Here is a 24,624-nt window from a genome sequence, read left to right as displayed (position 1 = left end):
CCGTAAAGGAGGAGAACGCACATGGCAAAAGTATTGGAATTGACATTCTTAACCGCGGCGAATAAACCGGTAAAGTTAACGGTAGACGAACCGTACACGGGTATTACGGAGGCACAAGTGGAAGCCGTTATGCAACAAGTGATCGCAAACAACATCTTCGTCATTGAAGAATCCCCGCTCGCCAAAATCAAAAGTGCGCGTATTATAGCGCGCGATACAGAAATGCTCGTGAATCGATAACACGCTGCCGGTTTTCAGTCTCGTACTGGAAGCCGGCTTTTTATTGAATGAAAGGAGGAGTGGACAATGGAGAACTGGTTACAGCTTATACAAGATGTCGGATTCCCGATTTTCGTATCGTTCTATCTGTTACATCGATTGGAAGTCAAACTAGAAGCGATCCATGGCGTTCTCTCAGATATCAAAAACCGATAACTTCATAGGAACTTCATGAATCCGCCATGGTTTAGCCAAAATGGAAGACACCTTCACCTTGTATGACTTGTGAACTTTCGTTATGATAAAGTCATTAGTTAAAGGTGGGGGAATCGAATATGTATAAAAAGTTTTTAATACCGGTTACATTGATCTTTGTGCTGATGTTGAGTGCCTGTGGTGGCGGATTTAAACCAGATCATAAATACAAGGTAGATTCGTTTGAGTTTACCAATCAGAACAATGAAACAGTAACCGATAAAGATTTGGAAGGCTCCGTATGGCTTGCACAGTTCGTCTTCACGAAGTGTACAACTGTTTGCCCACCTATGATGAGCAATATGGTCACGTTACAGGAAAAATTAATTGACAATAAGATCGAGGATTACAACATTGTGTCATTCAGTGTAGATCCAGACGTAGATACACCGGAAGAACTCGGAAAGTATCTCGACTTGTTCAGCGCGCCAGATGAAAGTAAATGGCAAATGCTGACAGGATACGATATGAAAACGATTGAAAAATTTGCAGCTTCATCGTTTAAGCAATTAGTAAAGCAAATTCCGAACGATGATCAAGTACTCCATGGCGTTTCATTTGGATTGGTCAATCAAAACAATGAAGTGGTAAAATTATATGGTGGGAACGAAGACGTACAATATGATACAATCGTAAAAGACATTAAAGCACTCATCAAAGAAGGCAAGTGATGAACGGAAGGGGTGAGGCAATGAAGAAATTAAAGAAGAAGAGGCTTAGTCGATCGGGACGCGTTATGGTCGCTTTTTTGGTTTTATTAGTTCCTGTTGCTGTCACACTCTTTACGATTTCTGCCATTCTTTGGGTGAATTTCGGAAAACACGACACGATTGCAGAAACGGCTACGGCATTATTTCATATTCAAGACCGCAAAACGGGAGAAGCTGTCCCACAGGAATTTATTCCAATCTATATCGCGGCGGCTGAAAAATACAGCATTCCTTGGACGTTGCTTGCGGCGCATCACCGTATAGAGACCAGGTTTTCCACGATGAAAACCGACGTCTCACCGGTTGGGGCAGAAGGGCCGATGCAGTTCATGCCATGCACCTTCGTCGGCTGGGACTATCCCGGCTGTAAGGAGTTAGGCAAGGGAGATATACCTGAACGGGACAAGATCGATCCAGCAGTAATCAAGGAGTACGGTGGCTATGGCGTCGATGCGAACGGTGACGGAATAGCCGATCCATTCGACATAGAAGACGCCATCTTCAGCGCAGCGCATTATCTGTCGGATAGCGGGGCGGCTGACGGCAATATAGAAAAAGCAGTGTTCAACTATAACCGCAGTGATCAGTATGTAGAAGATGTCTTATGGTACTACCATGAGTTTGAGGAGCAACGCCAAGCATCAGAAAAACAAGCGAAAAAATAAAACGCAGAGCCAACAACCGAACTTCGGTGGCTCTGCGTTTTTTAGTTTGTTGATGGAATGAGTGGGTCTATGAGCGGTTAAAGAAGCTGATAGAGCACTCGCGTAGCCAGATAGAGCGGTTAGCGGGGAGGATAGAGCGAAAATCGCGTGACATAGAGCGGTTATGGGATTCTAAGAGCGCTCAAGTGAATCTATGATCGCCTAGAGCGTTATAACGATCCAAGCGATTCATCCACGACGCAAAGTCGATCAACGTCACCTTCACATCTCCCAATCCCTCTGCTAAAACAAAAAAACGTGAAGCCCACCCAAAAGGTGACTCCACGTTTGATGTGTAAATTATGATGCTTTGCGCATACTCTTCATAATCAAGCTTACGATGAATACAAGTACAATCGCACCGATTAAAGCGGGTAAGAAATAGAAACTAGAGATCTGTGGACCCCATTCTCCTAATAGTGCACCACCAATCCATGCACCTACAATACCTGCAATGATGTTACCAATAATACCGCCGGGAATATCTCTACCTACAATAAGTCCAGCTAACCAACCAATGATACCTCCGATAATTAAGAACCATAAAAAGCTCATGTTGCTCATCTCCTTTTTTAGTATGTGACGTTATGTAGCTCTCGCTTAGTCTTTGTATTACCGACTTTTTCATACATCAAACATTTTTCGATAAAAAAAGTTCAGACAGGTGAAATTACCTGCTGAACTCATGATCAGTTTACTTGGCGATAACCGTTGCGCCTAGTGTGTTTTGGAAGTGCGAAAGCGCCCATTCGTGACCTGCTGGATTAAAACTTGCGACGCCTCCTTCATGAACAACTATCGTGTAACCGAGGTTGTACGCATCGACAGCGGTATGTAGAATACAAATATCCGTGCAGACACCCATGAGATGAATTTCGGTTATTCCGCGTGAACGCAATTGGATATCGAGGTTCGTTCCAGCAAATGCGCTGTAACGTGTTTTGTCCATCCAGATGATATCGTCTGAATGCTTCGTATACAGATCATGTAATTTACCATACAAGTGGCGGCCTTCCGTACCTCGGATATTATGAGGAGGGAATAGTGCACTTTCAGGATGATAAGGATCATCCACTTCATGCAGGTCATTGATGACGAATACCGGAAGCTTCTGTTCGACATACTCTTTTGTGACATCGACAATATACTCTTCAAGCGCGATGCCTGGATCACCGCAAGTGAGTGCACCGTCTTCTGCAACGAAATCGACTGTGTAATCTACTACTAGCAAAGCTTTATTCATACAAATCCACTCCTTTTCTTCATTTTGTCATAGTGGCGGCTCGATGTCTAAACATATGTAAAGACACCGTAACGATCATTATTTTCTACAAAGTTATAAATAAATAAAAACTATTCTAACATTTTGTATAGTAAGTAAATGTAATTTATGTTGTTTTTATCGAAAAATAGAGGGCTATTTGAGAATCATATTAGCTAATTGAGAATTCTTAAGGATATTTTGATTAGTCATAAGATTTTCTTATGTGTACAGATAAATTATATGTATTTTACTATTGTTCTTTGGTATACTAAGATGGAGTAGAGGAAAGATGTAAACTTTTCATCTTTCAGTACATAAAGGGAGGAAACAAAAAATGGCAAAAAGCAACTTGCATAATAGCCGTCAGTCTTTCACAGTAAACGACAAGACGTATAACTACTACCGTTTGAAAGCTTTAGAAGAAGCAGGACTAACAAAAGTATCTAAACTTCCTTATTCTGTAAGAGTATTACTAGAATCAGTACTTCGTCAACACGACGGATACGTAATCAAGGACGACCATGTTGAAGATTTAGCTAAATGGGGCACTGTACAAAACGCAGACGCTGAAGTTCCATTCAAACCTTCACGCGTAATTCTACAAGACTTCACAGGAGTTCCTGTTGTAGTAGACTTGGCTTCATTGCGTTCTGCAATGAATGAACTAGGTGGAGATCCAAACGAGATCAACCCTGAAATTCCAGTGGATCTAGTAATTGACCACTCGGTACAAGTAGATAGCTATGGTACGCCACAAGCTCTACAAATGAACATGGAACTTGAATTCGAACGTAATGCTGAGCGTTACCAGTTCCTAAGCTGGGCACAAAAAGCATATGATAACTACCGTGCAGTACCACCTGCTACAGGTATCGTTCACCAAGTAAACCTTGAATATCTTGCAAACGTTGTTCACGCTGTTGAAAACGAAGATGGATCATTCGAAACATACCCAGATACATTAGTTGGAACGGACTCCCACACAACAATGATCAACGGTATCGGCGTACTTGGATGGGGTGTTGGTGGTATCGAAGCTGAAGCAGGAATGCTTGGACAACCTTCATACTTCCCAATTCCAGAAGTTATCGGTGTAAAATTGGTTGGAGATCTTCCAGACGGAACAACTGCAACTGACTTAGCGCTTAAAGTAACTCAAATCCTTCGTGCACAAGGTGTTGTAGGTAAATTTGTTGAGTTCTTCGGCCCTGGCGTTTCTAAATTGCCACTTGCTGACCGTGCGACAATCGCAAACATGGCGCCTGAATATGGGGCTACTTGTGGATTCTTCCCGGTTGACGAAGAGTCACTTAACTATATGCGCTTAACAGGCCGCGACGAAGAACACATTGCAGTAGTGAAGCAATACTTGATCGAAAACGATATGTTCTTCACTCCTGAAAAGGAAGAGCCGACATTCACTAAAGTTGTAGAAATCAACCTTAGCGATATCGCTGCAAACCTTTCAGGTCCAAAACGTCCACAAGACTTGATTCCATTGACTGAAATGCAACAGTCTTTCAAAGACGCAGTTGTAGCTCCAGAAGGAACACAAGGCTTTGGCTTAACACCAAAAGAGCTTGAGAAAAAAGGCACAATTAAGTTCGAAGACGGACGTAAAGTTGAGCTTAAAACGGGTGACGTTGCAATCGCAGCTATCACTTCTTGTACAAACACATCTAACCCTTACGTAATGTTAGCGGCTGGATTGGTTGCGAAGAAGGCTGTTGAAAAAGGACTTACACCTCCTGCATACGTTAAAACTTCATTGGCACCAGGTTCAAAAGTTGTTACTGGCTACTTGAACGAATCAGGTCTATCTGAGTACTTAGATACAATCGGATTCAACACAGTTGGTTACGGATGTACTACATGTATCGGTAACTCGGGTCCATTGCTTCCAGAGATCGAAAAAACAATTGGTGAAGAAGATCTTCTAGTTACATCTGTCCTTTCAGGTAACCGTAACTTTGAAGGACGCGTACACCCATTCGTTAAAGCGAACTACTTGGCTTCACCTCCACTAGTTGTGGCATACGCATTAGCTGGAACAGTGAACATTGACTTCGCAAAAGATCCAATCGGAACGGATAAAGACGGTAAAGACGTATTCTTCAAGGACATCTGGCCTACTACACAAGAAGTCAACGATGTATTGAACGCTACAGTTACACCTGAATTGTTCCGTAAAGAATATGCTCGCGTATTCACTGAAAACGAAGCATGGAACGCAATTGAAACAACTGACGATTCTCTATACGATTTCGATGAGTCTTCAACATATATTCAAAACCCACCGTTCTTCGAAAACCTTTCGAAAGAACCTGCGGACATCGAGCAGCTTAAAGGCTTGCGTGTAATCGGTAAGTTCGGTGATTCTATCACGACTGACCACATTTCACCTGCTGGCGCTATCGGTTTGAACACACCTGCTGGAATCTACTTACGTGAAAATGGCGTAGAGCCACGTAACTTCAACTCGTACGGTTCACGTCGTGGTAACCACGAAGTCATGATGCGCGGAACGTTTGCGAACATTCGTATTCGTAACCAAATCGCTGCTGGCACTGAAGGTGGATTCACTACGTACTGGCCAAACAAAGAAGTTATGCCGATCTATGATGCAGCTATGAAGTATCAAGAAGACGGTACGGGTCTAGCTATCCTTGGTGGTAAAGACTACGGAATGGGTTCTTCACGTGACTGGGCAGCAAAAGGTACAAACTTGCTTGGTATCAAAACAGTTATCGTAGAAAGCTTCGAACGTATTCACCGTTCTAACCTAGTGATGATGGGTGTACTTCCACTTCAGTTCATCAATGGTGAAAACGTTGAGTCTCTAGGCTTAACTGGTGAAGAAGAAATCTGTGTTAATATCGCTGAAGGCGTAAAACCACGTTCAATCCTTAAAGTAGTAGCGAAAGCTCCAGACGGCAAGGAAACTGAATTTGAAGTACTAGCACGTTTCGACTCTGAAGTTGAAGTGGACTACTACCGTCACGGCGGAATCCTTCAAATGGTTCTACGTAATAAATTAGCAGCAAAGTAATAAGAAATAGATGAAGGTGCCCGGCTTAGCCGGGCATCTTTTTTGCGTTTTCATTGGCTTTAGTGAGGGCGTAACGTGGGAGCACTCGTTGATCGACGTTCCAGGCGGACGCTTTCCCATGGGCGTGGCCTTGAGCCTCCTCGTACGCTTCGCTTCTGCGGGGTCTCAAAGCGCACGCTTATCCATCGGGAGTCGCCTTGCACTTACTGTCGTGTTCTGAAATTCAATTCGGGGAGATTTAGTGAGGGCAATCGCGGTTGCCGCTCATAGATTCGGTCAAGTGCTCATAGAAACGCGTAAGTGCTCTATGACGACCGTTAACCGCTCTATCAAGACCCCTAGTCGCTCATAGACACATGACAAGTGATTATAGAGACCGCGCAACCGCTCATAGCCTACCTCATATCACGCGTCTCATTTTTATCTGAAGTTCACATAGCTAAAGAGTATAACTAAATCAGTCACTAACTACAATGAAATCCAAAAGTACCAACGGTCTATAGCTAGGGTTGGAGCGTAGGAGGGGGCGACTCCCAGAGGATCAGCTTGACAGGTGAGACAACCAAAGAGAGCTTGCGAACTGGTTGGCTCACCGCAAGCCCTCTAGGAAAGCGTCCCCCTCCGAAGCGTAAATCCCAAACGCGTTTCTAACTGATTTTTACACCCATTCCAATGTCTATCACAAGCAATCCACTTTCTCGTTCGCTATACTAGACCATGAGGTGATCACATGTTTACCAGTGAAAAAGAAATCGAAGTACGCTACGCAGAAACCGATCAAATGGGCGTCGTCTACCATGCCAACTACTTAGTTTGGATGGAGATTGGCCGTACCACGTTGATCAAAGACTTGGGATACGAATACGCACAGCTAGAGCGCGAAGGCTACCTATCGCCCGTGACGGAGCTGTCCGTGAAGTACAAGACGTCCATTACATACGGCGAGACCATTACAGTCAAAACATGGGTGGAGTCGCACGGCAAGCTCCGTACGGTTTACGGTTATGAAATCCTACACGCCGACGGATCGATTGCTGCAACAGCCGTTTCCGAGCACGTAGTAGTAAAAAAAGACAGCTTCCGCCCAGTATCAATGCGTAAAATTCATCCGGAGTGGGACGCTATGTACACGAAGATTCAGCGAGTGGAAGGCTAATGGCGTTCGGAATTGATCGACAGCAATTAAGAGAGTGGAAGCATGCGGTAAAGTGTGGAGAAATAGCATTTTTGACACATTACTGGCTAGATGACCGTTTCCCAACCGTCAATACAGTCACAAAAGCAGGTTGCAGTGATGTCGAAAAGCTCATAAAGTGGGGAAAACAGTACGGATTGCAGCCTGAATGGATCCATGCACGCGAAGAATATCCACATTTCGACCTTCTAGGAGAGCGGCAAGTGGATATTTTGAAGCAAGAAGGGCAATTACACCAATTAACACGATTAAAAAATGGTAAGCATAACTCATTATAAGAGTTGTGCTTACCATTTTAATTATGCTACGTGATAGTCAAAGGCTATTTCGTCAGTTGATGAGTCCATATCGATATACAAATCATGCCCATCAAAGAACCAAACATCGCGTTCTTCTACATAATAATGAACACCATTTATGACGTTTTCGAACGCTAATTCGTCAGGATCTTCTTTCGTAAGCCCCATGGAGAAACCTTCGTGTAACTTACTAGAGCCACCATAACGTGCGTAAAACTTTATATAATCGCCTGAAGAAACATCCATTTCTTCTTCAAACCACTGTATTGCTTGTTCGGACAGGTGAATTTTCATGCCGTAAACATCCTTTCCAGTAGAGTACCTATAGCCATTTCACTTTCGGTTCAGTTCCGTTTTTAATTCGACTCATATTATCGCGGTGACGGTAAAAAATGAAGAAGCCCATCAGTGAGACGACTAAAAATAAATACAGGTCGCCGCCCATAAAATAATAAATGAGACAGTAAATCGGTCCCAATACGGATACGATGATGGATGTTAACGATACCATCTTCGTTAGTTTTAACGCAATCAAAAACGTAATGACGACCAATAAAAATATAGGCCAATTATAGCCAAGTAATACACCACCTGAAGTGGCAACCGCTTTTCCGCCTCGAAGTCCTGCGAAAATAGGGAAGATGTGGCCGAGCACTGCAACGATTCCAAGAAGTAATGGATGAATCGCTGTGTCGTGGAAAAATGGTACTAGCGGCAAGAGGACGGCTGCTGTTCCTTTGAGAATATCTAGCAATGTCACGACGATGCCGGCTTTTTTCCCGAGCACGCGAAATGTATTTGTTGCCCCCATGTTTCCACTGCCATGCTGTCTAACGTCAGTTCCATAAAAAAGCTTGCCGATCCATAGTGCGGAAGGGATCGAACCGAGCAAATAGGCTGCCAGAATGATCAAGTAATTTTCCATAGTGAACCCCTTTATGCATGATAAAATATTTTAGTATAAGTGTAGCAGATGCATAAGTTCTGGACAATAATAGAATTCTAGAGGAAGATGAAGAATAGACGAAAAGCGGAATTTCTGTTTAAATCGTTCAGAACGTTGTCACGGTTTGCTCGTTGCATTCCGTACATTTCTTCTATACAATAGGTTGAGCTGAAACAAAACGTTGATTTGACAAGGTTTATCAGAAGATGTATGATTAAAATAACAGAACATTTGTTTGACGGGGGTTTCATTTTGACGAAACAGAAAATACAAAATACGTATGATGATAGTTCCATTCAAATTTTAGAGGGCTTAGAAGCAGTACGAAAAAGACCCGGAATGTATATCGGTTCGACTGATACGAGAGGACTTCACCACTTAGTCTACGAAATCGTCGATAACTCAGTGGATGAGGCGCTAGCTGGCTTCGGTAATGAAATTGATGTCACGATCCATAAAGACGGCAGTGTGAGTGTGCGAGATTACGGGCGCGGTATGCCAACGGGTAACCACGAGTCGGGCAAGCCAACTGCTGAAGTCATCATGACCGTTTTGCACGCGGGCGGAAAGTTCGGTCAAGGCGGCTATAAAACGAGTGGTGGATTGCACGGCGTAGGGGCATCCGTTGTCAATGCGTTATCCGAGTGGCTAGAAGTGACGATCTATCGTGAAGGCAAGAAATTCCTTCAGCGCTTTGAAAATGGAGGAAAACCGGTCACGACGCTTGAAGAAATCGGTAAAACGAAAGAAACCGGCACGACGATTCATTTCAAACCGGATACGACGATCTTCTCTACGATTAAATATCAATATGACACACTGGCAGAAAGATTGCGTGAGTCCGCTTTTCTATTGAAAGGTTTAAAGATTACGCTAAAAGAAGAAAGCACGGATAAACAAGATATTTTCCATTACGAATCGGGTATTGAAGCGTTTGTTGCGTATTTGAATGAAGAAAAAGAAGTGTTGCATGAAGTAGCGTATCTAGAAGGCGAAGTCGACGGCATTGAAGTCGAGTTTGCGTTCCAGTTCAGCGACGGCTATGCCGAGACGATTCTTTCATTCGTCAACAACGTCCGGACAAAAGACGGTGGAACACATGAAACCGGTGCGAAAGCTGCAATGACACGTGTCGTCAATGAATACGCACGTAAAGCAGGATTGTTGAAGGAAAAAGATAAGAATCTTGATGGCTCCGATATTCGCGAAGGGATTGCAGCCATTGTTTCCGTCCGTATTCCAGAAGAAATCTTGCAGTTTGAAGGTCAAACGAAAGGAAAACTCGGTACGAGCGAAGCACGAACGGTGACAGATGCCGTCATTTCGCAAAAAATGCTGTATTTCCTTGAAGAAAATGCGGAACTGAGCGCAAACCTTGTCCGTAAAGCGATCCGTGCGCATCAAGCACGTGAAGCTGCACGAAAAGCGCGTGAAGATGCGCGTTCAGGCAAGAAGCGGAAAAAATCCGATACATTGTTGTCGGGTAAATTATCTCCGGCGCAATCACGTAACGCAGCAAAGAATGAATTATATCTCGTGGAAGGTGACTCAGCGGGCGGTTCGGCAAAACAAGGACGTGATCGTACGTTCCAAGCGATTTTGCCGTTGCGTGGTAAAGTCATCAATACAGAAAAAGCGAAACTTGAAGATATCATGAAAAATGAAGAAATTAACACGATCATCCATGCAGTTGGTGGTGGAGTCGGTGCGGATTTCCAAATTGAAGATGCTGCGTATGATAAAGTCATTATTATGACCGATGCCGATACCGATGGCGCACACATTCAAGTGTTGCTATTGACGTTCTTCTATCGCTATATGAAACCGTTAATTGAAGCGGGTAAAGTGTATATCGCACTGCCGCCTTTATTCAAAGTATTTAAAGGGACCGGTAAAAGTGAAAAGCTTGCTTATGCGTGGACAGATGACGATCTTGCAGGGGCTATCGAAAAAGTCGGTAAAGGCTATATGCTTCAGCGCTACAAAGGTCTTGGTGAGATGAACGCCGATCAATTATGGGAAACGACAATGGATCCGTCAACACGGACATTAATTCGAGTAACGATTGAAGACGGAGCAAAATCCGAGCGTCGCGTGACCACATTGATGGGTGATAAAGTGGAGCCACGTCGTAAATGGATCGAAGAAAACGTCGATTTCGGTTTGATTGAAGAACATAATATTTTAGACAATGCATTTATACATGTTGAGGGGGATACGGAATGACACAGTCAGAAACGTTTCAAGATCTGCCCTTGGAAGAAGTAATTGGTGATCGTTTTGGGCGTTATAGTAAATACATTATTCAGGACCGTGCGATTCCAGATGCACGGGACGGATTAAAGCCAGTGCAACGTCGTATTTTGTATGCGATGTTCCACGAAGGCAATACACATGAAAAAGCGTTCCGTAAGTCCGCGAAAACGGTCGGTAACGTCATCGGTAACTATCATCCACACGGTGATACATCCGTTTATGACGCGATGGTCCGGATGAGTCAGTCATGGAAACTGCGTCATGAAATGGTGGACATGCAAGGAAATAACGGTTCGGTCGACGGAGACTCCGCGGCTGCAATGCGTTATACCGAAGCACGTTTATCCGCTATTGCGAGTGAAATGCTGCGCGATATTCGCAAAGAAACGGTCGATTTTGCGTTTAACTTCGATGACACGGAACTCGAGCCTACCGTCTTACCGGGACGTTTTCCGAACTTATTGGTCAACGGCAGTACAGGTATTTCCGCAGGATATGCAACCGATATTCCACCTCACGCATTGCATGAAGTCATCGATGCGGTCTTGATGCGCTTAAAGAAGCCGGATGTCAGCGTAGATGAGCTGATGACGGTTATTCCGGGACCAGACTTCCCGACAGGCGCGATTATCCAAGGAACAGACGGAATCCGCACAGCCTATAAGACAGGAAAAGGCCGTTTCATCATTCGTGCATTATGGGAAATCGAGCAATTAAAAGCCGGTAAATCTCAAATCGTCATCACGGAAATTCCGTATGACGTCAATAAAGCAAATTTGGTCAAGAAGATGGATGAACTGCGCCATGATCGTCGATTGGATGGCATCGCGGAAATTCGTGATGAATCCGACCGTACCGGAATGCGTATTGTTGTCGAGTTGAAGAAAGAAATGGACGGCACTGCGATCATGCAATACTTGTTGAAGCATACCGATCTACAGATCACATACAACTTCAATATGATCGCCATTGCGGGCAGACGTCCGATGCTAATGTCTCTTCCAATGCTTCTTGACGCGTATATCGATCACCAAAAAGACGTCATTACACGACGTTCTACTTTTGATATTCGTAAAGCTAAAGATCGATTACATATCGTAGACGGCTTAATGAAAGCTTTATCCATTCTCGATGAAGTCATTAAGACCATTCGCGCGTCAAAAGATAAAAAAGATGCAAAAATGAACTTAATCAATGCGTATGAATTTACGGAAGTTCAAGCAGAAGCCATCGTTTCATTGCAACTTTATCGACTGACGAATACGGATATTACGGAATTAAAGCGGGAAGAAGAAGAATTGCGCAATCTAATTGAAGAATTAGAAGCGATTCTTGCAAGCGAAGCGAAGCTTAAATCCGTGTTGGTAAAGGAAATCAAAGCGATCCGCAAGCAGTTTGCCGAACCACGTCGTTCCGTAATTGAAGAAAAAATCGAAGAGCTAAAAGTAGATCTTGATATCTTGATTCCGAGCGAAGAAGTCATGGTATCCGTCACAAAAAGTGGTTATGTCAAGCGCACAAGCATGCGTTCATACTCCGCGTCTGCTGGCAAAGGCCAAGAAATGAAGGAGTCCGACTATACTCTATTCGAATCTGCGATGAATACACAGCATCACTTGCTGTTGTTCACGTCATTCGGTAACTACATCTACCAACCGGTCCACGAGCTTCCTGAGATACGCTGGCGTGATTTAGGACAGCATATATCGAGTATCGCGGGACTCGAGCCTGGCGAAGAGCTAGTAGACGTCATTGGGCTAGAGAAATTCGACGAAACAAGCAGCATTTTAACTGCGTCTTCCAATGGAAACGTAAAAATATCCAAATTGATCGATTACCAAGTACAGCGTTTTAACCGTTCATTCAAAGCAATGAACGTTAAAAAAGACGATCGACTAGTCGGTGCACGGATTGTCACAGGCGAAGAAGACGTATTATTAGTAAGTAAACAAGCCTATGCCCTACGATTCGCGCTGTCAGAACTCGCCATTACCGGCATCCGTACCGGCGGCGTTAAAGGAATCAATCTGAAAGCCGACGACGCACTCGTGGCGTTTGAAGTCATTACACCACAAACGCGGAATATCTTTATTGCTACACAGCGTGGATCAGTGAAGCGAATGAATATTTCTGAGTTTGAAGTGAGTTCTAGAGCACTTAGAGGCGTAACGGTTGTAAAAGAATTGAAGTCTAATCCACATCGAGTGATTGCGATGAAGACGGTGAAAGACGATGAGGAAATGGTTTTGTTGACGACACGGAATCACAATATAGAAATCGATCCGATGTCGTTGAAGAACACAACCCGTCAGTCGACAGGCAGTGCTGTCGTAGATGAGGCGAAGGACGGCAAGATTGTGCAAGTTTCTACGGTGAAAAAAGAACGTAAATAAGTTTCATAAACATAGAGTTGTCCGCTAGTCGTTATATCCGACTGGCTGGGCAGCTCTTTTTTGCGTTCCATACAGGAAAAAAGCGGTGATCTTTCTTCCATGTCGTGGTGATCTCGCATAGAAGTCGGGTGTATCTATTCTAGTCAGAAAATAATGAGAATGAAAAACACTGTATTCCCAATGCTTGATCAGGACGTCTTCAAACTTTTCCAGCGCTAATAACATTAATTACTTAATCTCAAAAAAGTAAAAATAGTAAAAGACAGGCTTTGCTATGATTTGATACAAGTTAGACAAACAACTAGCAGATATGAGAGTGGAGAGGTGAAGAGTATATGAAATTGATAAATGAAGAGGTTGTATCGAACTTAGAATTGGATCCATTATTCCATCCACGTACGATTGCGGTTTTAGGAACTTCCGAGAATCCAAATAAAATTGGATACTTGCAGCTAAAGGCGCTACTTGACGGAGGGTTTGCAGGAGATATTTATCCGATCCATCGCAGTGCGCAGCAAATTGCAGATTTGACGTGTTACCCAAGTGTTAAGGATGTACCGAATACAGTAGATTTAGCTATTCTCTGTGTGGGGATCGACCAAGTGGAAAAATGTTTGATCGAGTGCGGTGAAAGCGGTGTCAAAGCGGCAATCGTCTTCGCTTCAGGCTATTCCGAAATTGGGGAAGCGGGTCTAGTAGCTCAACAACGTCTAAAAGACATTTCCGACACGTACAATATCCGCATTATCGGACCGAACTGTGTCGGCTTACTCAATACAACGAATGGGTTGATGGGAACTTTCTCGCCAGGATTGACGAATATGCCGTTGAATAAAAAACGTGAAGCAGGCTTCGTCACACAAAGTGGAGCGTTCGGCGTGTTGACGTATATCGCCGCTGCCCAGCAAGGTTTAACATTCAACTATTTTGTCAGTGTTGGTAATGAAGCTGACGTAGGCTTTGCGGACGTCATGGAATACATGCTGCATGACCCGAACACGACAATCGCAACCGGCTATCTCGAAGGAGAGAAAAATCCTGAGAAGTTACGCAAGCTAGCGAAATTCGCACTCGAGATCAACAAACCAATGGTCATCATGAAATCAGGACGAAGCAGTGCAGGCAGTCGAGCCGCAGCGTCTCACACAGGTTCACTAGCGGGCGCTGATCAAGTATATGACGGATTCTTCAAACAAACCGGTATTGTTCGAGTGGAAGATTACGTAGACATTATTTCTTTCTCTAAGCTATTCATGTCGAAAAAGACACCAAAAGGAAGAAATGCGGTCATCATTACGAGCTCCGGCGGAAGAGGAATCAACGAAGCCGATCGCTGTGAATCATACGGGTTGAACATTCATCCGCTAAGCGATCAAGTGAAAAAAGAAATCGAGAAAAACATTCCTAGTTATGCAAGCGCTTCCAACCCGATTGATCTGACTGCAGCGGCATCGATTACTCATCCCGAGCTATTTATTGAACCATTGAAAGTGCTCGTCAACGATCCGGACACAGACATCATCATCTTCTCCGAATTCCCAATGGGCTGGGATGAAAACACGCCCGAGTTACAAGAATTTGTGCAGCTTTGCGAGAACTCCGATAAGTTCGTTCTCGTGACGACATTCCCACTTGAAGGCATGTCCGTTCCTAAAGGTGTCGGTTATTTAGAAGATCACGGTATCGCGTTCGTTAGAGGTGATATGAACCCGATCCGCTCACTTGCCAAGCTCGTTGAATATAGAGAAACCTACGAGAAAGCTAAAGAACAGCGAATGCAAGCGGAACCTAAGAAAATCAATAAAAAGAATATCCGCCACTTATTACTAGAAAACCAGACGTTAAGTGAGTCGCAGTCAAGCGAAATCTTGAACGAATACGGAATTCGGACAGCAAAACGCGCAATCGCACAATCTGCTGAAGAAGCGGTACGGTTTGCGGACAATATCGGCTATCCTGTCGTGTTGAAAATCGATTCACCTGACATTCCGCATAAGACGGAAGTAGACGGTATTCGCTTGAACGTACAAAACGCGGAAGAAGTCAGAAAAGCGTATGACGAAGTGTATCAAAATGCTACACGAAACTGTCCAACCGCCACTATTCACGGTGTGTCCATACAAGAAATGTTAGCTGAAGGCGTGGAGGTCATTGTAGGCGTTACGAATGATCCGACATTCGGTCCGGTTATCATGTTCGGTCTCGGTGGTGTATTCGTTGAAGTGTTCAAAGATGTATCATTCCGCGTCGCACCGATCACGAGACAAGATGCGATCGACAAAATGGAAAGTCTCAAAGGCTATGAACTATTAAAAGGTGTACGAAATAAAAAGCCCGTCGACCGAGAAGCAATCATCGACGTGTTGCTGAAAGTGTCCGAATTGATTCAAGATTATCCGAATGAAATACAGGAAATCGATATAAATCCGCTCATCGTGTACGAAAACGGCATTGTAGCGGCAGATGCATTGATTATTACAAAGTAACTCATGAGGAGGATGGAAAATGGACTTAGATCAAAATGTCATTGGCTTAACGAGTAATGAATACGTCTTTGAAGTAGAACGACGACATGTGGGTCAATTCGCTGCGGCGATTGGCGACGATCATCCACTTTATACAGACGAAGAGTACGCCAAGCAATCGGCTTACGCAGGACTGATAGTACCGCCGACATTCCCGATCGCGATGAATGACGGCGAGACGGAAATGCCACTCGATCTCGACCAGCGCAGAATGTTGCACGGCGAGCAGGAATTCCTGTACTACAAGCCAATCCGCATTGGAGACCGACTGCGTTGCCAGATCAAAGTAAGCGATCTGTATGACAAAGAAGGCAAAAGCGGAAAGATGCAGTTTTTGAAGCTCGATACGGAAATGAAAGATGAAACGGGCGAACTGGTTTGTATTAGCCGCATGAATATCGTCTATCGCGCACTAGCGAACTAATGGAGGGACCTCATATGATCAAAGATTGGGTGTTGGAAGAACTAACTGTAGATCAGAAACTTGAACCGATGGTGAAGCCACCGATTACGAAAGTACAGCTCGCCCAATATGCAGGTGCATCCGGAGATTTTAACCCGTTGCACCTCGACGATGACTTCGCAAAAAAAATCGGCATGGACGGTGTCATTGCACACGGTATGCTCGTAATGGGTTTCCTTGGTGAGTACGTCATGAAAATTGCCGGCCAGGAAGCACGCGTCGCAAATTTAAAAATGCGTTTCGGCAAAATGACAGTACCAGGTGACGAAATTCGTTGCTTGGGTGTAGTGGAACGAACATACGAAGAAGAGGGCAAGCGATGTATCGCGCTTGAACTGACTGCCGAGAAAGTATCCGGAGAAGTCGTCGGATCAGGGAGCGCCATCTTGCAATTAACGTAAAAGCTATTGTGAAATAGGAGGAATTTATCTATGGGAACTATTAAAGACCGTTATGCCATTGTCGGCGTAGGAGAGAGCGAACGCTCAAGAAAATCGGGGACAACGCCTCTTCATTTGGCGCTCGACGCTGCACGATCAGCGATTAAAGATGCTGGCTTGAAAGCGACAGACATCGACGGATTCATGAACTACAACGAAGGCGATTCTTGTACGTCGCATCAACTCGCAACGTATCTCGGTGTTCGACCGAAGTACGTCAAAGATATCCAAGGTGGCGGAGCGAGTACGGAAATGCTCATTGCAGATGCAGTGGCACTCATTGAAGCAGGTCAGCTGAACACGGTATTGATCTATCGTTCAATGAATGGTAGCTCAGGAACACGCGTAGGCCGCGGCTATGATCCAGATATGCTACAAGGAGCACTCACTGGCGGAAGCTTCGTTATTCCGTACGGCTCAGCAAGCCCTTCGCAATGGTTCGGTATGTACGCAACGCGTCATATGCATGAAACGGGCATCACGAAAGAACATCTCGGACATGTGTGCTTGAGTTTCTATGAGCATGCGCAAAGAAATCCGAAAGCATTCCTACATGGTAAGCCGTTAACAATGGAAAACTATCTCGCTACACCGGATATCAGTTCTCCATTCAATATCCATGATTCATGCCTTGAGCTCGATGAAGGAAATGCGATCATCGTTATGTCCGCTGAAAAAGCGAAAGACTGTACATCAAAACCCGTCTACATCATGGGAATGGCAGCAAGACAATGTCATCCGCACGCTCACTACTGGAATGATATCGACCAAGTCGCATCTGATTACGTAGCGGAAGAGCTCTATGAAAACGCGGGTGTGACACCGGACGATATCGATGTAGCTTCGATCTATGACTGTTTCAGCTGGGTCGTTATGCGTCAGCTTGAAGCATACGGCTTTGCGAAACGTGGAGAAGTGGGAGATTTCGTCGCTGCAGGCAACTTGAAGATCGGCGGTAAACTGCCAACCAATACAGCGGGCGGTATGCTGTCGGAAGGCTACACACACGGAATGAATAATGCCATTGAAATCGTCAGACAGCTACGCCATGACTACGAAGGAACGGACCGCCAAGTAGAAGACTGCAAAATCGGTATTTGTACTGGCTGGGCTGGACCGGATATTGCAGGCGCTATGATCTTACGAAACTAGGAGGAATAATTATGACACACGCAACGACTGCTTACCAAAAACCTATTCCATTGAAAGATATAGATAATGCCCCGTACTGGGATGCAGCAGACCAACACCAACTGGCGCTGCAAAAATGTGACGACTGCAATGCCTATTCACAACCACCTGGTCCTACGTGCGCAAAGTGCGGTAGTGAAAACGTTAGCTGGGAACAGTTCGGCGATGATATTAAAGCGACAGTGTATTCGTATGTAGTTTCTTATCGTCCATTCTTACCAGGCTTCCAAGATGAACTGCCAACGATTATCGTACTCGGTCAGCTCAACAATGTGCCAGAAGTGAAAATCATGGCGAACATCTTGAATTGTGAAGAAAAAAACTTGGAAATCGGCATGCCGATCCAAATGACATGGGTGGATATTACGGAAGACCGCGCATTGCCACAGTGGGTACCCGTTACGAATTGATCGATAGACGAGATAGAAAGGATGAGCGAGTATGGATTTCTCTTTCACGAAAAAAGAAGAAAAATTTAGAACCAAACTACGAACATGGCTTGAAGCCAATCTTCCTGAAGGGTGGCTTGAAGGTAAGCGCGACTTACCAGAAGACCTCGATGAATATTCCCGTGTGTTACGTGCATGGCAAAATAAATTGTACGAAGGCGGATGGGCTGCTATCGCTTGGCCGAAAGAATACGGTGGACGCGACGCTAGCCTGATGGAAGAAATTATCTACCATCAAGAAATGGTACGTGTAAAAGCGCCGCCACTCATCAACTATATCGGGATCCACATGGTAGGTCCTACGTTGATCGATATCGGTACGGATGAACAAAAAGAGAAATACTTGAAGAAAATCCTAACGGGTGAAGAAATTTGGTGTCAGGGCTATTCAGAGCCGGGCGCAGGGTCGGATTTAACAGGCCTTAAAACACGTGCAGTAAAAGACGGCGATCGCTGGCTCATCAACGGCCAGAAAGTCTGGACTAGTTTTGGTCACGTGGCGGATAAATGCTTCTTGCTGACGAGAACAAGTACACATCCAGAAAAGAAGCACCGTGGAATTACCGTGTTCATGATGGATATGCACCAGCCGGGCGTCGAAACACTTCCAATCGTGCAGATGGATGGACATAAAGACTTTAACGAAGTGTATATGACCGACGCTGTCGCAACAGATGCGGATATCGTCGGACAAGTAGACTCAGGCTGGCACGTATTGATCGCCTTGATGCTACATGAACGTACGGGAATCGGTGCGGAACTCTTCACACTCGAAAAGCAATTCAACGATACTGTGGAACTAGCACAGCAGTATAAAGTAAATGGCAAGCCGTTGATTGAAAATCCAGCAGTTAGACAAAAATTGGCGAATTTCTATGCCCGCGTGCGTGGATCGCTACTAAATTACTATAAAAACTTAACAACTACGATTAAGAACGGTCAACCAGGTGCAGAAACGTCTATCGATAAATTGGTCGTTACCGAGCTGAATCAAGCACTCTCTGCATTTGCAGTGGAAATTCAAGGTCATCAAGGTGTGCTATTTGATAAAGATGCCGTAGCGGATCCGAAATGGCAGCATTTATTCCTCGCCTCATTCGGACAGACAATCGGTGGCGGTACGAGTGAAGTACAACGCAACACGATCGGCGAGCGCGTACTGGGATTGCCAAAAGACATGGGACGTTAATAGACTTGGAGGGATGAAATATGGACTTTTCACTAACAGAAGAGCAAGAAATGTTCCGTGGACATATCCGCAAAATGCTGGATAAATTCGGCGGTACACTAGTAGCTCGCGAAATGATTGACAACAATCCAGAAAACTTGAAGAAAGTGTACACGACATTAGCTGAACTTGGTTGTAGCAGCATCAATATTCCTGAACAATACGATGGCATGGATCTCGATGCACTCGATCTCGTTCCAACGTTCGAAGAGATGGGACGTTCACTCGTACCGGGCTTGTTCATGGAAACATCTGCATTGGTCGTACCGATCCTTAAGAAGTATGGTACAGAAGAGCTGAAGCAACAGTATTTGCCAGCGATTGCTTCAGGAGAAAAATTGATTTCATTCGCAGCGCTTGAGCCTTTCAACGACTTCTCACAAGCAGGTATAGAGTGTGCCTTAGAGCAGCAAGACGGACAGTACGTACTAAACGGCACGAAGACGCTTGTTCCGGAAGCTGAACTTGCGGATGCGTTCCTTATACTCGTACGCACAAACCGAGAAGATACAGAGGACGGACTATCGCTTGTGTTGATCGACAAGACAGATGGGATGAACATTGAGAAACAATCTTCCTTTGACGAATCAAAACATGTAGCGAAAATCGAATTTGATCATCTGGTTATCAAAGAAGAGCAAATCATAGGTGAAGTAGACAAAGGATGGACTCAGCTTCAGGAAGGTTTATTGTACTTCAACGCCGCACTTAGTTCATACATCGTCGGTGCAATGGAGAGTGTCGTACACATGGCGACGGAATATGCGAAGATCCGGGAGCAGTTCGGTCAAGCGATCGGACGTTTCCAAGCGATCAAGCACAGTATCGTTAACATGAAAGTCAACTTGGAAATTGCTCGTTCACTGAGCCATTATGCGAACTGGGTAGTCGATACAGACGAATTCGATCGAGAAGCAGCCGTATACAGCGCCCGTACATATGCGACGGAGAAGTTCATCGAAATCTCGGCACATAATATTCAAATCCACGGCGGAATCGGCTTCACGGAAGAAATTGATTGCCATTTATTTGTTAAGCGCGCTCGCTATTATGATCAGTATTTAGGTTCTACCCCTTTCTATCAAGAAAAAGTAGTCGCTTCACTAGGCTGGTAATTTGAAGGAGGAAAACACATGACGAACGTATCCGAGAAATCCAAATTGACGACTTACGGTAATATCATTAACGGCAAGTCGGTACAGGCACAAGACGGGGCCGTATCAAACAGTATCGATCCATCTACAGCGGAAGTATGGGCAACCATTCCTTCCAGTAAGAAGGAAGACGCAGAACTGATCATCCAGGCAGCACGCGCCGCATTCGATGACTGGGCGGATCTGCCAGCACGAACACGCGGTGACTATATGCGCAAGATCGGGGACATGATTCCGGAGTACGCGGCGGAGTTACTTGAACTCGAAACTCGTAATAACGGCTGGGTACTAGATGAGTACGGGTATTTAGCTGAAGTGTTAAAGCAAGTTTGGTATGACGCGGCAGGAGCAGCCTCTCTAGTCGGTGCACAAGGCCGTACGGTACAGATGGGTACGGGAGATTTCGGTTTCACTTCACGTAAGCCATACGGAGTAGTCGTCGGCATCTTGCCATGGAACGCCCCGTTATTCACCTTTACGATTAAAGCAGCTTATGCGCTAGCAGCAGGGAATACGGTCATTATTAAACCGTCTGAAAGTGCAGCGGTCGGCTCACTGCGCTACGGCGAATTAATTTCACAAATCTTACCGCCAGGCGTACTGAATGTTATTTCGGGTGCGGGTCGTGAAATCGGTGACTACCTCGTCTCTCACAAAGAAGTGAATAAAGTGAGTTTGACAGGGTCAAAGGCAACAGCGGAGCGCATCACGAAAGCGACTGCGCATTCACCGAAGTCGTTAATCTTCGAACTCGGCGGAAAGTCTCCGAATATCGTCTTTGAAGATGCAGATCTGGATCAAGCAGTACATGGGTTGATCAACGGTATCTTCACACCGAACTCCGGTCAAATTTGTGTAGCAGGTTCACGCATGTTGATCCAGCGCTCCATTTACGAAGAAGTGATTGGACGTTTGAAAGACTTGATGACGGACAATGAATTCGTTAAGCATGGCGATACACTCGATACGAACAACACGATGGGTCCTATCGCAAATGAAGCGCAATATCAGTCGGTGTGCGGATTCATCGACGAGGCAGCTAAAGACGAGTATGAAGTTGTGTTCGGTGGAAAGTACGGCGGAGAAGCGGTTCTACCAGGTCAACCGGAATTCAAAGACGGCTATTGGGTACAACCTACGCTTGTTAAAGTAGCAGACAACAGTTCTAAACTAGCTCGCGAAGAAATTTTCGGGCCTGTGGCAATAGCCATTCCGTTCGATACGGAAGAAGAAGCCGTTCAAATTGCGAATGACACGAACTTCGGTCTAGCAGCGGGTGTATGGACACAAAACCTCGGTATTGCACATCGCATGATCGACAAGCTTCAAGCAGGAAACGTGTGGGTGAATACGTACGCAAGAGTAGGCGCAGATCTGCCGTTTAGCGGAGTGAAAGAAAGCGGTTATGGTACGGACTCAGTTCTGGATTACACAGTAGAAAAAGCTTGCGTCATCAATATTCGATAAATAGCCAGTAACGTTTGATCTGTGGCGGGAGAGCTTCGGTTTTGCACCAAGCATACCGAAACCTCCTTCTACAGTTCTTCACTTTAGACCACATCTAGATTTGACATAATGAATAAAGCTTTTAAAAACTAGTACATCATCGATAAAGGGAGGCCACTATATGAATGAAGCGGCATTGAAAGATAAATCGATTAATAGAGGTTTTTTATTCATAAGTTTTGGAGCGTTCTTTATTATGTTAAGTTTAGCAACCCATCTTCCCGCATACCCGCATATGCTTGCGGAATTTAACCTGACGCCAGGTTATGCGGTGTGGATGCAACTAGGTCTGGCTGTTGGATTGACAGGATTCCAGCCATTGCTTGGATGGATTGGTGATTCGTTCGGATTGAAGATTGTCATTCTCATTGGCGGTATTTTCATGGTTGTCGGATCGTTGCTCGTAGCATTCTCATTTTCTTTCTGGGTGCTCGTTCTTGGTTTATTCTTTAAAGGAATCTCGGGTGCGGCGATTGCACCATCAGGTATTGCCTATGCTGGTAAATTTATGGTCGGGACGCAACGTGCAAAAGCAATTGGAACGTTTGCGGCGTTCATTACAATCGGTGCAGTATTCGGTCCGGTCATCAGCGGTATGATCGTCGATACGGCAAACTGGCAAGCAAGTTTCATCTTCACAGCCATTCTCGGTGGTTTAGGGATTGCGTTCTTTATGTTTGTTCCACACGTTAAAGTACAAGCACGCAAGAAGTTGGATGTTCTTGGCTTGATTTTTGTCATCGCACTATTACTCGGTTTGCTGACAATCCCAACATTCATCAACAGCTTCGGTATCGAATCTGGTATGTGGATTCCATCATTGCTAGTATTCGTAACAGCGTTGATCATCTTGATCTTCGTAGAGAAAAAGCAAAAAGCTCCGTTACTCGATTTAGTGTACGTTGCGAATCGTAACTTCTGGGTACCTACGACGATTGCCGTATTCATCTTCCTTGGTTACTCGGGTGTCATGTACTTGCTAACATTCTTCGTTCAGAACGTCCAAGGAAAAGCAGCGACCACGGTAGGATTCTTACAGATGGCCGTATTCTTAGGCACATCAGTCGCAGCCTACTTAAGCGGAAGAATCATGAAGAAATTGTCTGCGCGATTAATTATGGGATCAGGAATTCTCGTCTTTGCTTCTGGCATCATCATGCTGAATTTCGTTACGCTGACGACATCATTTGTGTATTTGTTCATTGCGATGAGTCTCGTCGGTCTTGGTGTTGGTTTCCAAACACCTGTAGTCAAAGGACTCGTTGTGTCGAAAGCTTCAACAGAACGAATGAATGTCGTGACATTTACGAATACAGTAATTGAAAACTTGGCACAGAGAATGGGTGCATCATTCGCTCTTGTTGCGTTCTCGATCTTCTCTGCAAGTGGTAACAACGTTGGAGCGGTAGTGAATACTTCTTGGGTGATTATGGGCTTCATCATCATCGCATTGTTGTTCTTACCGTTGATTCCTCGAACCATTCCTGGAATTCATACAAGCGAGTCTGATTTACTCGATACAAATGTCGTGCCGAAAGCGTTACAAACTGAAGAAATCAAATAACTAGGCAACAAAGTATAGAGAGGAGATTATTACATGAATATTTACGTCTTGCTGAAAAAAACATTCGACACGGAGGAAGCGATTTCTGTGTCGGGCAATCAAATAGATGAAAGCGGTGCGGAATTCATCATCAATCCATATGATGAGTATGCAGTCGAAGAAGCGATCCAGCAGCGTGACGCGCATGGCGGCACGGTAACGGTCATCACAATTGGTGATGAAGAATCCGAGAAGCAATTGCGTACAGCACTTGCGATGGGAGCAGATGATGCGGTACTTATCAATACGGATGACGACCCGGATGAAGGCGACCAATTTACAACGGCAAAGATCTTGGAAAAATTCTTTGAGGATAAAGAAGTGGACTTGATTCTCGCTGGTAACGTGGCAATCGACGAAGCGAGCGGACAAGTTGGACCTCGACTTGCAGAGCGCCTCAACATGCCATTCATTACAACGATCGTCAAGCTTGATATTGAAGACGGTACAGCGAAGATTGAAAAAGACGTTGAAGGGGATCTCGAGAAAATCGAAGTATCTTTGCCGGTGCTCGTAACGTGCCAGCAAGGACTGAATGAGCCGAGATATACATCCCTTCCAGGTATCATGAAGGCGAAAAAGAAGCCTCTTGAGCAACTTGAACTCGATGACCTAGATCTCGCTGAAGACGACGTGGAAGCGAAGACGGCAACGATTTCTATTTTCTTGCCACCTAAAAAGCAGGCAGGACGCATTTTAGCAGGCGAAACAGGCGAGCAAGTCAAAGAACTGGTCAATCTATTGTCCAATGAAGCGAAAGTAATCTAAACCATCT

The 24,624-nt window shown here is 44.8% G+C and carries 23 protein-coding genes; 19 read left to right on the top strand and 4 right to left on the bottom strand.

The window, feature by feature from the left end:
- The first annotated feature begins 21 nt into the window (after window positions 1–21).
- The 4 genes from CSV69_RS05160 (at window position 22) to CSV69_RS05145 (ending at window position 1,849) form a co-directional block, all read left to right on the top strand.
- Complete coding sequence (locus tag CSV69_RS05160) at window positions 22–240, top strand: DUF2922 domain-containing protein (RefSeq protein WP_085426184.1); 219 nt, start codon at window positions 22–24, stop codon at window positions 238–240.
- Window positions 241–306: 66 nt separating this feature from the next.
- Window positions 307–435, top strand: coding sequence for a YvrJ family protein (locus CSV69_RS05155; RefSeq protein ID WP_085426185.1), 129 nt, complete (start codon window positions 307–309; stop codon window positions 433–435).
- 119 nt (window positions 436–554) lie between these two features.
- Window positions 555–1,145, top strand: a complete 591-nt coding sequence (locus CSV69_RS05150) for an SCO family protein (RefSeq protein ID WP_085426186.1) — start codon at window positions 555–557, stop codon at window positions 1,143–1,145.
- Window positions 1,145–1,849 carry a lytic transglycosylase domain-containing protein gene (locus CSV69_RS05145; RefSeq protein WP_232319563.1) on the top strand — a complete coding sequence of 235 codons (705 nt, stop codon included), beginning with the start codon at window positions 1,145–1,147 and terminating at the stop codon, window positions 1,847–1,849. The genes CSV69_RS05150 and CSV69_RS05145 overlap by 1 nt, the downstream gene beginning before the upstream one ends.
- Before the next feature lie 339 nt (window positions 1,850–2,188).
- Here the strand turns inward: CSV69_RS05145 and CSV69_RS05140 are convergent, their stop codons facing one another.
- Entirely contained in the window at window positions 2,189–2,443 is a 255-nt protein-coding gene (locus tag CSV69_RS05140; RefSeq protein WP_085426187.1) for a GlsB/YeaQ/YmgE family stress response membrane protein, read from the bottom strand.
- Window positions 2,444–2,582: 139 nt separating this feature from the next.
- Window positions 2,583–3,131 (bottom strand): cysteine hydrolase family protein, encoded by a 549-nt coding sequence (locus CSV69_RS05135; RefSeq protein ID WP_099692882.1) that lies wholly within the window; start codon window positions 3,129–3,131, stop codon window positions 2,583–2,585.
- A gap of 355 nt (window positions 3,132–3,486) precedes the next feature.
- On the opposite strand from CSV69_RS05135, the gene acnA reads away from it, so the two are divergent.
- The 3 genes from acnA (at window position 3,487) to CSV69_RS05120 (ending at window position 7,674) form a co-directional block, all read left to right on the top strand.
- Window positions 3,487–6,201 carry an aconitate hydratase AcnA gene (acnA, locus tag CSV69_RS05130; RefSeq protein ID WP_085426189.1) on the top strand — a complete coding sequence of 905 codons (2,715 nt, stop codon included), beginning with the start codon at window positions 3,487–3,489 and terminating at the stop codon, window positions 6,199–6,201.
- Between the two features lie 730 nt (window positions 6,202–6,931).
- On the top strand, window positions 6,932–7,357 hold the full coding sequence (locus CSV69_RS05125; RefSeq protein ID WP_099692881.1) for an acyl-CoA thioesterase: 426 nt from the start codon (window positions 6,932–6,934) through the stop codon (window positions 7,355–7,357).
- Window positions 7,357–7,674: a hypothetical protein gene (locus tag CSV69_RS05120; RefSeq protein ID WP_085426190.1), complete on the top strand. Its 318-nt coding sequence runs from the start codon at window positions 7,357–7,359 to the stop codon at window positions 7,672–7,674. The genes CSV69_RS05125 and CSV69_RS05120 overlap by 1 nt, the downstream gene beginning before the upstream one ends.
- Before the next feature lie 21 nt (window positions 7,675–7,695).
- On the opposite strand, the gene CSV69_RS05115 is transcribed toward CSV69_RS05120, so the two are convergent.
- Complete coding sequence (locus CSV69_RS05115; protein ID WP_099625215.1) at window positions 7,696–7,989, bottom strand: HesB/YadR/YfhF family protein; 294 nt, start codon at window positions 7,987–7,989, stop codon at window positions 7,696–7,698.
- 28 nt (window positions 7,990–8,017) lie between these two features.
- Window positions 8,018–8,620, bottom strand: coding sequence for a glycerol-3-phosphate 1-O-acyltransferase PlsY (plsY, locus tag CSV69_RS05110; protein ID WP_099625216.1), 603 nt, complete (start codon window positions 8,618–8,620; stop codon window positions 8,018–8,020).
- 231 nt (window positions 8,621–8,851) lie between these two features.
- Between plsY and parE the strand changes: the two genes are divergently transcribed.
- The 12 genes from parE (at window position 8,852) to CSV69_RS05050 (ending at window position 24,617) form a co-directional block, all read left to right on the top strand.
- Window positions 8,852–10,867, top strand: coding sequence for a DNA topoisomerase IV subunit B (parE, locus tag CSV69_RS05105; RefSeq protein WP_232319564.1), 2,016 nt, complete (start codon window positions 8,852–8,854; stop codon window positions 10,865–10,867).
- A complete protein-coding gene (gene parC, locus CSV69_RS05100) occupies window positions 10,864–13,290 on the top strand; it encodes a DNA topoisomerase IV subunit A (RefSeq protein ID WP_085426194.1) in 2,427 nt (808 codons plus the stop codon). The genes parE and parC overlap by 4 nt, the downstream gene beginning before the upstream one ends.
- 335 nt (window positions 13,291–13,625) lie before the next feature.
- The gene (locus tag CSV69_RS05095; RefSeq protein WP_099692880.1) at window positions 13,626–15,776 is read left to right on the top strand and encodes an acetate--CoA ligase family protein; all 2,151 of its coding nucleotides are present in this window, start codon (window positions 13,626–13,628) and stop codon (window positions 15,774–15,776) included.
- Window positions 15,777–15,795: 19 nt separating this feature from the next.
- Window positions 15,796–16,239, top strand: coding sequence for a MaoC family dehydratase N-terminal domain-containing protein (locus CSV69_RS05090; RefSeq protein WP_099625220.1), 444 nt, complete (start codon window positions 15,796–15,798; stop codon window positions 16,237–16,239).
- Between the two features lie 14 nt (window positions 16,240–16,253).
- Window positions 16,254–16,679 (top strand): MaoC/PaaZ C-terminal domain-containing protein, encoded by a 426-nt coding sequence (locus CSV69_RS05085; protein WP_099625221.1) that lies wholly within the window; start codon window positions 16,254–16,256, stop codon window positions 16,677–16,679.
- A gap of 30 nt (window positions 16,680–16,709) precedes the next feature.
- Window positions 16,710–17,870, top strand: coding sequence for a thiolase C-terminal domain-containing protein (locus CSV69_RS05080; protein WP_099692879.1), 1,161 nt, complete (start codon window positions 16,710–16,712; stop codon window positions 17,868–17,870).
- 11 nt (window positions 17,871–17,881) lie between these two features.
- A complete protein-coding gene (locus CSV69_RS05075) occupies window positions 17,882–18,319 on the top strand; it encodes a Zn-ribbon domain-containing OB-fold protein (protein WP_099692878.1) in 438 nt (145 codons plus the stop codon).
- A gap of 31 nt (window positions 18,320–18,350) precedes the next feature.
- Window positions 18,351–19,547, top strand: a complete 1,197-nt coding sequence (locus CSV69_RS05070) for an acyl-CoA dehydrogenase family protein (protein ID WP_099692877.1) — start codon at window positions 18,351–18,353, stop codon at window positions 19,545–19,547.
- Between the two features lie 20 nt (window positions 19,548–19,567).
- Window positions 19,568–20,701: an acyl-CoA dehydrogenase family protein gene (locus tag CSV69_RS05065; protein ID WP_099692876.1), complete on the top strand. Its 1,134-nt coding sequence runs from the start codon at window positions 19,568–19,570 to the stop codon at window positions 20,699–20,701.
- Between the two features lie 18 nt (window positions 20,702–20,719).
- Complete coding sequence (locus CSV69_RS05060) at window positions 20,720–22,207, top strand: aldehyde dehydrogenase family protein (RefSeq protein ID WP_085426202.1); 1,488 nt, start codon at window positions 20,720–20,722, stop codon at window positions 22,205–22,207.
- A gap of 160 nt (window positions 22,208–22,367) precedes the next feature.
- Entirely contained in the window at window positions 22,368–23,810 is a 1,443-nt protein-coding gene (locus CSV69_RS05055; protein WP_085426203.1) for an MFS transporter, read from the top strand.
- Window positions 23,811–23,843: 33 nt separating this feature from the next.
- Window positions 23,844–24,617: an electron transfer flavoprotein subunit beta/FixA family protein gene (locus CSV69_RS05050; RefSeq protein WP_085426204.1), complete on the top strand. Its 774-nt coding sequence runs from the start codon at window positions 23,844–23,846 to the stop codon at window positions 24,615–24,617.
- Window positions 24,618–24,624 lie beyond the last annotated feature (7 nt).

It is taken from the genome of Sporosarcina sp. P26b, assembly GCF_002743245.1.
Classification (GTDB): domain Bacteria; phylum Bacillota; class Bacilli; order Bacillales_A; family Planococcaceae; genus Sporosarcina; species Sporosarcina ureae_C.
This window is presented reverse-complemented; position numbering and strand designations above follow the sequence as displayed.

Bases quoted from the DNA above. Each gene is read 5' to 3' on its own strand.
- CSV69_RS05090 (WP_099625220.1), top strand. From the start codon at position 15,796: ATGGACTTAGATCAAAATGTCATTGGCTTAACGAGTAATGAATACGTC.
- CSV69_RS05080 (WP_099692879.1), top strand. From the start codon at position 16,710: ATGGGAACTATTAAAGACCGTTATGCCATTGTCGGCGTAGGAGAGAGC.
- CSV69_RS05055 (WP_085426203.1), top strand. From the start codon at position 22,368: ATGAATGAAGCGGCATTGAAAGATAAATCGATTAATAGAGGTTTTTTA.
- CSV69_RS05135 (WP_099692882.1), bottom strand. From the start codon at position 3,131: ATGAATAAAGCTTTGCTAGTAGTAGATTACACAGTCGATTTCGTTGCA.
- CSV69_RS05095 (WP_099692880.1), top strand. From the start codon at position 13,626: ATGAAATTGATAAATGAAGAGGTTGTATCGAACTTAGAATTGGATCCA.
- CSV69_RS05065 (WP_099692876.1), top strand. From the start codon at position 19,568: ATGGACTTTTCACTAACAGAAGAGCAAGAAATGTTCCGTGGACATATC.
- CSV69_RS05120 (WP_085426190.1), top strand. From the start codon at position 7,357: ATGGCGTTCGGAATTGATCGACAGCAATTAAGAGAGTGGAAGCATGCG.
- acnA (WP_085426189.1), top strand. From the start codon at position 3,487: ATGGCAAAAAGCAACTTGCATAATAGCCGTCAGTCTTTCACAGTAAAC.
- CSV69_RS05145 (WP_232319563.1), top strand. From the start codon at position 1,145: ATGAACGGAAGGGGTGAGGCAATGAAGAAATTAAAGAAGAAGAGGCTT.
- CSV69_RS05150 (WP_085426186.1), top strand. From the start codon at position 555: ATGTATAAAAAGTTTTTAATACCGGTTACATTGATCTTTGTGCTGATG.
- CSV69_RS05085 (WP_099625221.1), top strand. From the start codon at position 16,254: ATGATCAAAGATTGGGTGTTGGAAGAACTAACTGTAGATCAGAAACTT.
- CSV69_RS05160 (WP_085426184.1), top strand. From the start codon at position 22: ATGGCAAAAGTATTGGAATTGACATTCTTAACCGCGGCGAATAAACCG.
- CSV69_RS05075 (WP_099692878.1), top strand. From the start codon at position 17,882: ATGACACACGCAACGACTGCTTACCAAAAACCTATTCCATTGAAAGAT.
- CSV69_RS05115 (WP_099625215.1), bottom strand. From the start codon at position 7,989: ATGAAAATTCACCTGTCCGAACAAGCAATACAGTGGTTTGAAGAAGAA.
- CSV69_RS05155 (WP_085426185.1), top strand. From the start codon at position 307: ATGGAGAACTGGTTACAGCTTATACAAGATGTCGGATTCCCGATTTTC.
- CSV69_RS05050 (WP_085426204.1), top strand. From the start codon at position 23,844: ATGAATATTTACGTCTTGCTGAAAAAAACATTCGACACGGAGGAAGCG.
- parC (WP_085426194.1), top strand. From the start codon at position 10,864: ATGACACAGTCAGAAACGTTTCAAGATCTGCCCTTGGAAGAAGTAATT.
- CSV69_RS05060 (WP_085426202.1), top strand. From the start codon at position 20,720: ATGACGAACGTATCCGAGAAATCCAAATTGACGACTTACGGTAATATC.
- plsY (WP_099625216.1), bottom strand. From the start codon at position 8,620: ATGGAAAATTACTTGATCATTCTGGCAGCCTATTTGCTCGGTTCGATC.
- CSV69_RS05125 (WP_099692881.1), top strand. From the start codon at position 6,932: ATGTTTACCAGTGAAAAAGAAATCGAAGTACGCTACGCAGAAACCGAT.
- CSV69_RS05140 (WP_085426187.1), bottom strand. From the start codon at position 2,443: ATGAGCTTTTTATGGTTCTTAATTATCGGAGGTATCATTGGTTGGTTA.
- CSV69_RS05070 (WP_099692877.1), top strand. From the start codon at position 18,351: ATGGATTTCTCTTTCACGAAAAAAGAAGAAAAATTTAGAACCAAACTA.
- parE (WP_232319564.1), top strand. From the start codon at position 8,852: ATGATTAAAATAACAGAACATTTGTTTGACGGGGGTTTCATTTTGACG.